This is a genomic window from Amycolatopsis sp. NPDC059027, assembly GCF_042739735.1.
GTDB lineage: Bacteria > Actinomycetota > Actinomycetes > Mycobacteriales > Pseudonocardiaceae > Amycolatopsis.
The window spans coordinates 31,040-42,202 of the sequence record NZ_JBHYIK010000048.1 but is presented as its reverse complement, the minus strand read 5'-3'; the positions used below and the strand labels follow the sequence as shown (position 1 = coordinate 42,202).

14 protein-coding genes and 2 pseudogenes are annotated in these 11,163 nt (G+C 69.8%); 5 read left to right on the top strand and 11 right to left on the bottom strand.

Annotated elements, in window-relative coordinates; genetic code table 11:
• Together ACFWY9_RS29445 and ACFWY9_RS29440 are read right to left on the bottom strand one after the other, a co-directional pair.
• A partial coding sequence (locus ACFWY9_RS29445) for an FAD binding domain-containing protein (protein WP_378340407.1) occupies positions 1-798 on the bottom strand: 798 nt, incomplete at its 3' end.
• Entirely contained in the window at positions 785-1,237 is a 453-nt protein-coding gene (locus tag ACFWY9_RS29440; RefSeq protein ID WP_378323786.1) for a (2Fe-2S)-binding protein, read from the bottom strand. The genes ACFWY9_RS29440 and ACFWY9_RS29445, both read right to left, overlap by 14 nt.
• A 232-nt stretch (positions 1,238-1,469) precedes the next feature.
• Here ACFWY9_RS29440 and ACFWY9_RS29435 point away from each other — a divergent pair, with 232 nt between their 5' ends.
• Positions 1,470-2,057 (top strand): TetR/AcrR family transcriptional regulator, encoded by a 588-nt coding sequence (locus ACFWY9_RS29435; RefSeq protein WP_378323785.1) that lies wholly within the window; start codon positions 1,470-1,472, stop codon positions 2,055-2,057.
• Here ACFWY9_RS29435 and ACFWY9_RS29430 read toward each other — a convergent pair.
• From ACFWY9_RS29430 to ACFWY9_RS29415, 4 genes and pseudogenes are all read right to left on the bottom strand, one after another.
• A complete protein-coding gene (locus tag ACFWY9_RS29430; protein ID WP_378324021.1) occupies positions 2,011-2,487 on the bottom strand; it encodes a hypothetical protein in 477 nt (158 codons plus the stop codon). The genes ACFWY9_RS29435 and ACFWY9_RS29430 overlap by 47 nt on opposite strands.
• A gap of 124 nt (positions 2,488-2,611) precedes the next feature.
• A pseudogene (locus ACFWY9_RS29425) lies at positions 2,612-2,731 on the bottom strand (hypothetical protein); the annotation flags it as partial.
• Between the two features lie 6 nt (positions 2,732-2,737).
• Positions 2,738-3,070 carry a DUF6292 family protein gene (locus tag ACFWY9_RS29420; protein WP_378323784.1) on the bottom strand — a complete coding sequence of 111 codons (333 nt, stop codon included), beginning with the start codon at positions 3,068-3,070 and terminating at the stop codon, positions 2,738-2,740.
• 26 nt (positions 3,071-3,096) lie between these two features.
• Positions 3,097-3,627 (bottom strand): enolase C-terminal domain-like protein, encoded by a 531-nt coding sequence (locus tag ACFWY9_RS29415; RefSeq protein ID WP_378323783.1) that lies wholly within the window; start codon positions 3,625-3,627, stop codon positions 3,097-3,099.
• Between ACFWY9_RS29415 and ACFWY9_RS29410 the strand changes: the two genes are divergently transcribed.
• Positions 3,614-4,447 (top strand): RNA polymerase sigma factor SigF, encoded by an 834-nt coding sequence (locus ACFWY9_RS29410; RefSeq protein WP_378323782.1) that lies wholly within the window; start codon positions 3,614-3,616, stop codon positions 4,445-4,447. The two genes, ACFWY9_RS29415 and ACFWY9_RS29410, sit on opposite strands and share 14 nt — an antisense overlap.
• Before the next feature lie 104 nt (positions 4,448-4,551).
• On the opposite strand, the gene ACFWY9_RS29405 is transcribed toward ACFWY9_RS29410, so the two are convergent.
• Entirely contained in the window at positions 4,552-5,118 is a 567-nt protein-coding gene (locus tag ACFWY9_RS29405) for a hemerythrin domain-containing protein (RefSeq protein ID WP_378323781.1), read from the bottom strand.
• Between the two features lie 111 nt (positions 5,119-5,229).
• On the bottom strand, positions 5,230-5,388 hold the full coding sequence (locus ACFWY9_RS29400) for a hypothetical protein (RefSeq protein WP_378323780.1): 159 nt from the start codon (positions 5,386-5,388) through the stop codon (positions 5,230-5,232).
• Between the two features lie 171 nt (positions 5,389-5,559).
• On the opposite strand from ACFWY9_RS29400, the pseudogene ACFWY9_RS29395 reads away from it, so the two are divergent.
• Positions 5,560-5,985, top strand: a pseudogene (locus tag ACFWY9_RS29395) (SDR family NAD(P)-dependent oxidoreductase); the annotation flags it as partial.
• A gap of 114 nt (positions 5,986-6,099) precedes the next feature.
• On the opposite strand, the gene ACFWY9_RS29390 reads toward ACFWY9_RS29395, so the two are convergent.
• The 3 genes from ACFWY9_RS29390 to ACFWY9_RS29380 all read right to left on the bottom strand — a co-directional run bounded on the left by ACFWY9_RS29390 (position 6,100) and on the right by ACFWY9_RS29380 (position 8,937).
• The gene (locus ACFWY9_RS29390) at positions 6,100-6,384 is read right to left on the bottom strand and encodes a DUF3040 domain-containing protein (protein WP_378323779.1); all 285 of its coding nucleotides are present in this window, start codon (positions 6,382-6,384) and stop codon (positions 6,100-6,102) included.
• 120 nt (positions 6,385-6,504) lie between these two features.
• Positions 6,505-7,557 (bottom strand): alpha/beta hydrolase, encoded by a 1,053-nt coding sequence (locus ACFWY9_RS29385; RefSeq protein ID WP_378323777.1) that lies wholly within the window; start codon positions 7,555-7,557, stop codon positions 6,505-6,507.
• A 48-nt stretch (positions 7,558-7,605) separates the two neighbouring features.
• A complete protein-coding gene (locus ACFWY9_RS29380; RefSeq protein ID WP_378323776.1) occupies positions 7,606-8,937 on the bottom strand; it encodes a cytochrome P450 in 1,332 nt (443 codons plus the stop codon).
• A 159-nt stretch (positions 8,938-9,096) separates the two neighbouring features.
• Here ACFWY9_RS29380 and ACFWY9_RS29375 point away from each other — a divergent pair, with 159 nt between their 5' ends.
• Both ACFWY9_RS29375 and ACFWY9_RS29370 read left to right on the top strand, forming a co-directional pair.
• Positions 9,097-9,930 (top strand): SAM-dependent methyltransferase, encoded by an 834-nt coding sequence (locus tag ACFWY9_RS29375; protein ID WP_378323774.1) that lies wholly within the window; start codon positions 9,097-9,099, stop codon positions 9,928-9,930.
• Between the two features lie 111 nt (positions 9,931-10,041).
• Complete coding sequence (locus tag ACFWY9_RS29370; protein WP_378323773.1) at positions 10,042-10,893, top strand: hypothetical protein; 852 nt, start codon at positions 10,042-10,044, stop codon at positions 10,891-10,893.
• Positions 10,894-11,163: the final 270 nt, after the last annotated feature.

Here is an 11,163-nt window from a genome sequence, read left to right as displayed (position 1 = left end):
TCCCACCCGCGGCCCCCCCCCGGCCCGTTCCCACCCCCCCCGGCACCCCCCCCGGTCTCCTACTCCTCCCGAGTCCTGGATGTCCAGCGCGACCGCGGCGGAGCAGAGCGCGAACTCGTAGGACTGCCTGTCACGCACCTTGACGTAGGTGGACCGCGTGGCCCAGGCCAGCCGGGGCACGACGACCTCGGTGATCAGCTCGCCGGACCGCAGCTCGTTCTCCACCTCCGGGGTTTCCCCGGGGAGGCGGTAGAAGTCGGCCAGCTTGACGGTACGGTCCCCATCGGCGCCGGCGAGCCGGATTTCCGCGTCGAGCGCGACGAGGGCGACCGCGACGTCACTGGCGTGGGTGGCCACGCAGTGGTCGCTCGTGCCCAGCACCGCGTGCATCCGGTTGGCCCCCGAGATCGCCGGGCAGCCGCTGCCGGGTTTGCGCTTGTTGCACGGGGTGGCGACGTCGCGGAAGTACGTGCATCGCGTGCGCTGCAAGAGGTTGCCGCCGATGCTGGCCATGTTCCGCAGCTGCTGGGACGCGCTCAGCAGCAGGGCACGCGAGATCACCGGATACACGCCGGGGTGCGCGGCGATGTCGCTCATCCGCTCCAGCGCGCCGATCCGCAGTCCGTCTTCGGTTTCGATGCCGCGCAACGGGAGCGCGTTGATGTCCAGCACCCGTGGCGGGGTCAGGACGTTGAGCTTCATCAGGTCGACGAGTGTCGTCCCGCCCGCCAGGAACGTGCCGGGCGCGCTGAGCGCGGCTTCGACGGTCGTGGGCGCGGTGAGGTCAAAGGGACGCATCGGCCCGCCTCGCCTGGTCGATCGCCGCGACGATGTTCGGGTACGCCGAGCAGCGGCAGATGTTGCCGGACATGAACTCCCGGACGTCCTCGACGCCGTCGCGGACCGCCGCGACCGCCGACATGATCTGCCCGGACGTGCAGAACCCGCACTGCAGGGCGTCCTGGTCGACGAACGCCTGCTGGACCGGGTGCAGTCCGTCCTCTGTGGACAGTGCTTCCACGGTGGTCACCGGCTGGCGCACGGTGGCGGCCAGGGTGAGGCAGGAAAGCACCGTCCGGTCGCCGACGTGCACTGTGCACGCGCCGCACTGACCTCGGTCGCAGCCCTTCTTCGGGCCGGTGATGGAGAGCCGTTCCCGTAACGCGTCCAGCAGCGTCACGCCGGGCTCGACACTCAGATGTTCGGTCCTGCCATTGACTTCGAGTGAGATGTCCACTGGATCTCTTTCCCGCGGCCGATCCGTGCGGAGGGCCTGACGGCGTAGGGTGGTGGGGAGACAGCTGACGTTCAGGAACGAGCGGAACCGGATCCTGCTGCGCTTCTCGCTCGTCCGCCGAGGCTAGCGGATAAAAATCCGCTTCGCAATGAACATTCTCACCCGGAGTTACTCCAGGTCCCGCGGGGTTCGTGCATTACATTGCAGGACAGGCGGAGCACCAGGAGGAACGATGGCGGCGGGATCAGCGGGGCCGGTCGGTCACCGGCGTGCGGACACCCGGCGCAACCACGAGCGCATCCTCACCACCGCGGCGGAATCGCTGGCCTGTTCGGGCGAGGTGTCGTTCAACGCCATCGCGAAGAAGGCGGGAGTCGGCGTCGGCACGGTGTACCGGCATTTCCCCACGCCGGAAGCGCTCATCCTGGCGGTCTACCAGCGCGAAGTGCGCCACCTCGTCGACGTCGTGCCGAGGCTGCTCGAGAAGCACGCCCCGGAGCAGGCCTTCCGGACCTGGACCACCGACCACCTGGCGCACTACATGATGACCAAGCGGGGCCTGGCCCACGCCCTGCGCGTCGCGACGGCGTCCCGGGGCGAACTGCCCGCGAGCGCCTACGAGGCGATGGTCGGCGCGGTCGCGACCCTGCTGAAGGCGAACGTCGAGGCGGGCACCGTCCGCGCCGATCTGGAGCCGGAGACGGTCCTGCGCGGGCTCGGTGGCCTGCTCTACCTCGACCCGAACGGCGACTGGCGGCGCCAGACGGAGAACCTCACCGACCTGCTGTGGCGGGGAATGTGCGCGCACGGTGGCTGCTGAGCCGCCGCGGTAGTCCTTTTCGGACGGACGAGACCGCGGGCGCCGCCGCGAGAATGCCGCCGGTCGGCGCGTAGGTGAGTGCCTTGAGGGTGATCAGGGCACGCCGGACGGCGTCCGCCCATTCGCCCCGGCACCGGGACGCGGCGATCCACTCCGCCCAGAACTTCTCGGTGTCGGCGAGCGCGGTGTCCGCGTCGACGGGCGCGGGCGGGGACTGGTGCGAGGGGCTGTGGGTGAGCACGAACGGGAGCCGTCGTCCCTCGGCCACGGTGAACTCCGCGTGCGCGGCGCTGTCCCGTATCCGCGGCGGAACGGGCGTCCGCAACCGGACCGCGTCCGGTCCCGCGACGGCGACGACCTGATCGTCCTGTTCGTGGAACCAGGGGGCGATGGAGCCGTAGCCGAAGCGCGGGCGCATGGTCGTTCGCATCCGTACGGATCCGGTGACGCCTTCGACGACGCGGATCACGTCGGGTGCCTCGCCCCGGGGCGGCACCGCCGCCGACCGGTGCGAGCTGCCAGGCTCCGGCGCTTTCGTCGTGCAGGAGCGCGGCGAAACACGCGGGAGAATCGAAGCGGGGCAAGCACAACCAGTCGATGTCACCGCTTCGCGAGAGCAACGCGGCGGTGTGCAGGTCGCCCAGCGGGGCGTAGTCCTCGATCGGTGTGACCATGACGGCTCAGCACTTCTCCCGGTGGCCGAGGGCTTCGCGCACCCACGCGGCGAGTGTGCCGGGAGCGGGGTAGAGGGTGTCGTGCCAGGAAGCGAGCACGATGGGGTCCTCGTCGCGCAGGGGTTCCAGCGCCAGTGCCCAGCCGCCGTCACTGCTCCAGTCCAGCATGAGCAGCCGGCGTGGGTAGCGCGACGTACGCTCGGCGAGCGCGATGTAGGCGGCCGACGGCGGCCCGTACTCGCTCCAGGCGGCGGACGGTTCGACGCCGAGTTCGGTCGCGACGGATTCGACGTAGCCGCGCAGGGCCATGGCGTCCGGGTAGTCGAGGTCGGGTTTCATCGGCACTTCCTTGTCCTGCTTCGCGTTCAGCCGGCGACGGTGTAGGTTTCGACGTCCGGTTCCTTGAGCCGCAGACCGTGTCCCGGCACGCCGGGATCGACGGTCACCGTGCCGTTCGCCGGGTCGAGGGCCCCGTCGAAGAACCGGCTTTCGATGCGGTCGTGGTCGGTGAACCATTCGATGTGCCGGAAATTGGGCGTCGCCGCGGCGGCGTGCACCGAGAGGTTCGGCGCGCAGTGCGCGGAGACTTCGCGCTTGGCGGCCGCGGCCAGCGCGGCGGCGCGGCGCCCCGGTCGCGGGGCTTCATCCGGGACAGCGCCGAGCGCGTCCCGTTGACGTAGCCCAGATAGGTCACCTCGGTGACCCGGCCGACCCCACCGGTCGCTCCGGTGACCACCACGACGTCCGGCGTCGGTGACATGGCCGTTTCCTTCCTCCCGGCGTCTCGTCGCTCCCGGGTTCCCCGTCCGTGCCGGGTCAGTCGGCGGAGTGGCGGTGAATCGCTGCCTGGTTGAGATCGGATCGTGGCGGGTACTTACTGTTATGGCTGTACGCACCCGCGAACACCCAGAAGCGACCGAGGACGTTCCCGCGCCCCGGCGACCGCGCCACCGGGACACCTACGGCGACTCCGCGGCGTTGTTCGCGGCCCTGCACGGACCGGACGCCACGGAAGCCGGCCGGGAACGGCTCCGCAGGCAGCTCATCGAGGAGCACCTGCCACTGGCCGAGCACATCGCCCGCCGCTTCGCTCGCCGTGGTGAACCGCACGAGGACCTCGTGCAGGTGGCCCGGCTGGGCCTGGTCAACGCCGTCGACCGCTTCGAGCCGGGGCGCGGCACCGACTTCCTGGATTTCGCCGTGCCCACCGTGATGGGCGAGGTCCGGCGGTACTTCCGCGACTCGGGCTGGTCGGTCCGGGTGCCGAGGCGGCTCAAGGAACTCCATCTGGCGCTCAACCGCGCGACCACCACGCTGGCGCAGCGCTGGGGCAAGGCGCCGACGGCGAAGGAACTGGCCGACCACCTCGATCTCGACATCGAGGAAGTGACCGAGGCGCTCATCGCGGGCAACGCCTACCAGGCCACGTCGATGGACCGTCCCGTCAGCACCGAGACCGAGGACCTGTCCCTCGCCGACACGCTCGGCGAGGACGACCCCGATCTGGAAGGCGTCGAGAACCACGAGGCGCTGCGGCCCCTGTTGCGGAAGCTGGCGCCACGGGAACGGTCGATCCTGATCATGCGCTTCTACGGCAACATGACGCAGTCGCAGATCGCCGCGCGGGTCGGGCTGTCCCAGATGCACGTCTCCCGGCTGTTGTCGGACACCCTGCGCACCCTGCGCGACGAACTCACCGCGGCCGACGGCGACTGACCTGATCGCGGCCCGCCCCTGCTGCCCGGCCTGCCCTCTTGACGTCTAGCACGCGATCTGGCCGCCGATACCGTCGGCGGCCAGATCGCGTCCACTGTGGATGGTCAGGTCCGGCGGCCGGAGAGCGCGTCGCGGATCTTGTCCACGAACGCCGTGCCCGGCGCGAGGATCAGGTTCGCCGGCGGCCGGTCGGGGGCAGCGGGGTGCGGCCGGGTGGGCGCGATCTTCTTGGCACGCAACACCTTCTGCCCGAGGTCGGCGAGCTCCTCCGGCGAGCAGGCGGCCTGCAGTTTCGGCAGGAGGTCGGATTCCTCCTCGTCCACGTGGTGCCGGATGTCGGCGATGAGCTTGCCGAGGAGCTCCTCGAACCGGGGGTCGTCGGGCTTCTTGCTCTCGAGTTCCTTCATCACGGACTCGGCCTCGGCGTGTTCGGCGAGTTCGTGATCGGCCAGCTCGTCCCCGTCCGGCAGGTGTTTCCTCGCCGCGGGGTACATGAACTGCTCCTCGGCGACCGAATGCCGGACGAGTTCGGCGATGACGTGGTCGGTGAGGTCCTTGCGCTGCTCCGGGCTGCTCGTGCCGGTTTCGAGTTCGGTGAACACGCGCTCGACGGCGCGATGGTCCTCCGTGATCACCGAAACCAGGTCGGTGTCGTGGCGCGTGGTGGTCATGAACGCTCCAGTCGGTTGTCGGTTCGGAAGCAGCGGGATACCCGCTCCGGTCGAGGCGAACCCTGACGTGTCGGGGAAATCCGCTCGGGTTCCCGGGGACTGCCGCAGTGCTCAGCCCGACTGCGGGTCGGTGTCGTCGTGTGGATCACCCGCGGACGTCCCCTGCTCACCCCTGAGCACCTGACGTCGCTCCTGTGGTGAACCGCTGTCGTGCTCGGGTCGCCGCTCGGCGTCGGCCTTCCGCTGTTCTTCCCTGTGCTGCTGGTCCATACGACACCTCCGTTCCGTCGAAATCCCGGTTACCCCCTGGCAGCGGTGCTATTCACCGGGTTTGCCGGGTCCTTTGCCCGGGAAACCGGCGTGCTGCCCGCCACGGCTCGCGGAGACGCGATGGACAGGGGCTGCGGGGTGACGCGTTACCTGCTCTGAAGGGAGCGACACATGGCCGAGAGGATCCGCCCGCCGCAACAGCAGGAACCGCCGGGCACGACCGCCGAAATGGACCCGAGGCCGCGCGACATGATGGAGGACTACGAGGGCCGTGGCCTGCTTCGTGGGCTCCGTGCGCTGATCACCGGCGGCGATTCGGGGATCGGCAGGGCGGTGGCGATCGCGTTCGCCAAGGAGGGCGCGGACATCGCGATCGCGTACTTGAACGAACACGAGGACGCCGAGGCCACCGCGCACCGGGTCCGGGCCGAGGGCAGGCAGTGCCTGCTGCTGCCCGGCGACCTGGCGGGCGGGCGGCACTGCCGCGACGTGGTCGAGCAGACCGTGCGCCAGCTGCACGGGCTCGACATCCTGGTCAACAACGTGGCGACGCAGTGTCCCGTCGACAAACCGGAGGACCTGACCGAAGAGCAGTGGATGCGTCCGATGTGTCCTGTCGCGTGTAGACGGTCACGATCTTCGGGACCGGCCCACGTGGCCCCGGCGGGCGTGGCGGTCAGGTTTCTTCGCGTGCCAGCCGGCCGGGAGCGTCTACTGTGGACTTTCGGGCGCGACCGCGGCGCGGCGGTGCAGCAAGCGCAGGCCGAGCAGCGCGCTGGTGCCGAGTACACCCGCCACGATCAGCGAGGCGTGGCCACTGAACACCCCGACGGCGATCATGAGCACCGTCGTCACGACCGCGAGCGCCTCGACGACCTTCCAGCGCCACGCCTCGCTGTGCACTCCGTGGCGGAGCGACGCGGCCAGGGCGGGGTCGGTCGCCGCCAGCTCCGATTCGATCCCGTCGAGTGCCTTTCGTTCGTGGTCGGCCAGCATGGATCCCTCCTTCGGGCGCGTCGCTCCGGATTCGCTGGGCGGGTACCCGGTTCCGCGCTCGTCAATCGTCCGGGTCCCGCGCCGCCGGCGATGTCCTGGAAGGACGTGTCCGCTGATGCGTCAGTGGCCCACCTCGCGGTCGGCCCACGCTATGACGGCCTGGAAGTAGTCGGGCGCGTTGGGCGCGTAGTTGATCGCGTGCCCGTAGCCCTGCAGCGCGTAGGTGGTCAAATCCGCGCCGGGGCTGTAGTACGGCGCCTCGGAGTTCCTGATCCCGGCGGCGGACGAGCAGTCGGTGGCCAGCAGCCCGCAGAAGACCGTGTCCTGACCCAGCGCGATCATGACCGGCTTGTCGATCAACAGCGAGTAGGGGGCGATGATGCCGATCGGGAAGAGGTCCGCGGCCTGTTCGTACGCCGAGGTGTCCCTCGTCGCCTCGTCGAAGGCGATCGCGCCGTCCACGTTCGGCCCCGGCGTGTGGAAGATCGAGTACCGCGTACCCGGCTGCGTGGTCAGGTAGCCGACGTCGTAGCCGCTTCCGGAGAACCGGGGGTCGAGCGCCGCAGGGTAGGTGGCGGCGAAGACCGCGGTCGTGCCCACGAGGTTCAACCGGTGTGCCAGACCGGTCACCAGCACGGCGTCGACGTCGTGGAAGGTGGCCGCTTCGATGCTCGCGGTGCCGGAGCCGAACGAGTGCCCGCCGAGGATGACCTTGCCGAATCCCGGCCCCTGCGCACCGGACCGGACGGCCTGGATCACCTGGTGCACCACGGCGGCTTCGGTGATCGTCGTCAGTACCGCGCTCGGCGGCGTGGTGCTGCGCCCGGTACCGAGCCGGTCCAGTGCGAGGGTGGCGTATCCGGCGTTGTTCATCGCCAGGCGGTACGACCGGATCTCCGGCTCGTACCCGATGTCCCAGTACGAACTGTTGTACGTGCCACCGGGAACGAGCACCTGCACCGTGTTCGCACCGCCGGGCGGGACGCACAGGGTGGCGTGCATCGTCTGCGGGAGCGTCACGAGCGTCACCGGGAAGTACAGCTCCTGACAGCTCGCGCCGTCGGCCCTGGCGGGCGCGGGCACCAGCAGGAACCCGAGTGCCACCACCGTGAGAGCGGCGGCACGCCAGCGACGGCTCGAGGCACGTTTCGTCCCCGTGCGGGATTCGTTCACGGAAAATTACCTCCGAAATGAAATAGTGTTTTCAGTTTTCGATGTCGATCACTGTGTCCGCCGCGGTGTCACCGTCATCGGCAGCCGGGTGGGATAGGCGGCCGAGGTGACCGTGGTGCGCACCGGCACACCCGGAACCGGGACCACGTCCCAGCCGGCCAGGATGGTGGCGGCGACGAGCGTGATTTCGGTGTGGGCGAAGGCTTTCCCGATGCACTGCCGGCCACCCGCGCCGAACGGGACGTACGCGCCCTTCGGGATGCGCGCGGCCCGTTCGGGCAGCCAGCGATCGGGATCGAACCGGTCCGGGTCTTCGTGGAACCTCGGGTCGAAATGCAGGGAATACGGGCTGAACATGACCTCCGTGCCCGCGGGCAACCGCACGCCACCGAGTTCGACGTCCTTCAGCGCCCGTCGCATGAGGATCCAGATCGGGTACATCCGCAGGACCTCGTTGACGACCCGGCGGAGGTATTCGAGCTTCGCGACGTCCGCGAAGGTCGCCGCGCGGCCGGCCAGCACCTGGTCGATCTCGGCCCGTGCCCGCCGCTCGACGGCAGGGTTCCCGGCCAGTTCGTGGAAGAGCCAGGCCAGTGCGACGGCGCTGGTTTCGCTGCCCGCGGTGAGCAGCGTGATCACCTCGTCGTAGACCTGGCGGTCGGTCATGCTCTCACCGGTGTCCTCGTCCCTGGCCAGCATCAGCAGGGACAGCAGGTCACCGTGATCCTCTCCGGTGGCGCGCCAAGCGGTGATGACCTCCTGCACGATTCCCCGGAGCCGCTCGACGGCCCGGTCGAACCGCCGGTTGGCGGGGACGATCGGGACGTGTTCGAGGAACTTCGGCGACAGCGCCCGGATCATCCCCTCCTTGAGCACTACCGGGATCGACCGGCGTGCCTCCGCGATGGCACGCCGTCCCAGCTCGGTGCTGAAGAGCGTCTCCCCGACCACGGTGATGGCCAGCCGCTGCATGTCGGCGTCCAGCCGGCGGACCTCGCCCGCGCGCCAGGTGCCCGTCAGTTCCGAGGTGACCCGCACCATCGTGCCGGCGTACGCGGCGAGCCGGGCACTGTGGAAGGCGGGTTGCACCAGCCTGCGCTGCCGCAGATGGAACGCGCCCTCCGACATGACGAGCCCGTTTCCCATGAACGGCCGGAAACGGTCGAAGACAATGCCTTTCGAGAAGCTGGTGCCCTCGGTGACGAGTACGCGATTCACCAGTTCCGGGCTGGTCAGGAAATACGTTTCCAGCGGGCCGAGGAAGATGCGCACGACATCGCCGTGCGCGCGCAGGGAAGAGGTGAACCCGACGCGATGGCGCAACATCGACGGGGTGTGCCCCAGAAGGATCCAGCGGTCCGGCGCGACCGGGACGTTCATTTCCCTCTCCTCGGCCTCTGAAAGGAGGTGTGCCACCTTAGGCGCCGAACGGTGCATTACAACAGCACCCCATCGGCTGACGTGTCGTCACACCGATGGACCAGCCGTGGGCGCGGAGGAGTGAGTAGGCTTTTCGTCCCGAGCTGAGAGAGGTATGCGGTGACGACGCCACGTCAGGACGAGGACTGGGTCCCTCCCGGAATCGACACGACGACGCCGAGCGGCTCCCGGACCTACGACTATCTGCTGGGGGGCGCGCACAATTTCCAGGCCGACCGGGACGCCGCGGCGATGGCCGAGAGGATCATGCCCGGCATCCGGGACGTCGCCAGGGTCAATCGCGCTTTCCTCGGCCGGGTCGTCCGCGCGCTGATGGAGCTCGGCGTCCGGCAGTTCCTCGACATCGGCTCGGGCATCCCGACCGTGGGCAACGTGCACCAGGTCGCCGAGGGGATCGATCCCCGGTGCCGGGTGGTCTATGTGGACCGTGACCCGATCGCCGTCGCCCACAGCGAGATACTCCTGCGCGACAACGAAAACGCGGCCATCGTGCACGCGGATTTCACGGATCCGGACGGGATCTTCGACAGCCCGCAGGCGCGCAGGCTGCTGCGCATGGACGAGCCGATCGGCCTGCTGATGGTGGCGCTGCTGCACTGGATTCCCGACGAAAGCGATCCGCAGGCGCTCCTCGCGCGGTACCGGCGCCGCATTCCGGCAGGCAGCTACCTGGCGATCTCGCATCTGGTCAGCGCGCAGGACAGCGACCGGATCAACAGCGCGGTCGGCACGTTCAACCGGGCGAGGGGCCACGACCAGGCGACCACGCGCGGCTACCACCAGGTCGAGGCGATGTTCGGGGACTTCGCGATGATCGAGCCGGGGCTGGTCGGCTGCGCGCTGTGGCGACCGGGCGGGCGGGGCGACGTCTCCGACGATCCGCACGCCAACGCGCAGCTCTACGGCGGGGTGGCGCGGAAGACCACGGACTGACCGAACCTGTCCACAGAGGACTGGCCCGGGGCGGCCACCCCCTTTGCCTGATCGGAGTAAATCTTCCCGCCGAAGTGGCGGGATCGGCCGTTCGGCCGAGACGACACCCCCGTGAGGGCGTACCATCGGTCTGCTCTGCGTCCGGACCACAGCTCGCCGGACACGACGTACCGGAGCGTGACCGGCTGGGACGGGGGACGGATCGGCATGGTGACCGGGTGCCACGAGACGGGCCGTGTCGATCAGGACGTCGCACGGGCCGAGTGCAACACGCGGGTCGCCGACACCACACTCCGTTTCCGCAAGGCGGCCGGGATCAGCCTGGTTCAGGCGGCCGAGGCGTGGGCGGGCGGGCTGGTCGTCTGGTATCGCGCCGGGCCTCGTTCGGACCTCGAGGTCCGGGACCATCCCGGCGTTCTGCCCCGCGGCGTCGATGGCAGGCAGGTCCACGGCCTGGCCATGGTTTTTCTGACCGAGCTGCTGCGTCAGCTCGCCGGGGATCACCGGCTCCCGCCGGGTGAATTCCGCATCGAGGAGCTGAGCCGCAGCTGGGCCCGGCGATGGCGGTGTCCCGAGGACTTCGCGTGGATCGAGCCCTCGACCGGGGCGCACGGCATCTACCACGCCCAGGCGCGGCATCAGACGGCAGCCGATCCGGTGCTCGGCAGGAGCGTGCTCTCCTGGACCGCGGGCCTGCTCGACGCCGCCACCACCACTTTGCGCCTGCACGGCGGACAGCTCGTGCCCGACGGCCTCGCCGCCCACCGGGAGCGGCTCCGCGCCGGCTGCGCCGCCGGCCTCCTGCCCGGCGGTACCTCGCCGACACTGCTGGACCTGCGCGCCGCGTTGCGGCTGGACGATCTCGTGCCGGGTCCGGTGCACGTGCTGACCGCCGCGTGGTACCCGATGGTCACCGACGCCGTCGAAATCGGCCCGGCCCTGCGCGGCACCGCGAGCGCGTAGCGCCGAGGACCCGCTCTGTCCACAGTGGAGGGACTCGTCCGGTGGGATCGCCCGGCGTGCCGGAAACTAGCTGCGGCCGAGCAACTCTTCGGTGAGGATCGTGCCGCCGAGGCTCCAGCCGTTCTCGGTGATCTCTTCGACGATCACCAGCGTGGTGGGTCGTGGGGGGTGGCGCGAGGTAGGGGGGGGCCCGCGCCGGCGCCCGGGCGGTGTCGGGGGGGTTGTGGTCGGGGGGGTCGAGGGGGCGGGGGCGGGGGTGGGTGGGGTGGT

Bases quoted from the DNA above. Each gene is read 5' to 3' on its own strand.
- ACFWY9_RS29400 (WP_378323780.1), bottom strand. From the start codon at position 5,388: ATGGACCAGCAGCACAGGGAAGAACAGCGGAAGGCCGACGCCGAGCGG.
- ACFWY9_RS29430 (WP_378324021.1), bottom strand. From the start codon at position 2,487: ATGCGAACGACCATGCGCCCGCGCTTCGGCTACGGCTCCATCGCCCCC.
- ACFWY9_RS29405 (WP_378323781.1), bottom strand. From the start codon at position 5,118: ATGACCACCACGCGCCACGACACCGACCTGGTTTCGGTGATCACGGAG.
- ACFWY9_RS29380 (WP_378323776.1), bottom strand. From the start codon at position 8,937: ATGAACGTCCCGGTCGCGCCGGACCGCTGGATCCTTCTGGGGCACACC.
- ACFWY9_RS29435 (WP_378323785.1), top strand. From the start codon at position 1,470: ATGGCGGCGGGATCAGCGGGGCCGGTCGGTCACCGGCGTGCGGACACC.
- ACFWY9_RS29390 (WP_378323779.1), bottom strand. From the start codon at position 6,384: ATGCTGGCCGACCACGAACGAAAGGCACTCGACGGGATCGAATCGGAG.
- ACFWY9_RS29410 (WP_378323782.1), top strand. From the start codon at position 3,614: ATGGCTGTACGCACCCGCGAACACCCAGAAGCGACCGAGGACGTTCCC.
- ACFWY9_RS29420 (WP_378323784.1), bottom strand. From the start codon at position 3,070: ATGAAACCCGACCTCGACTACCCGGACGCCATGGCCCTGCGCGGCTAC.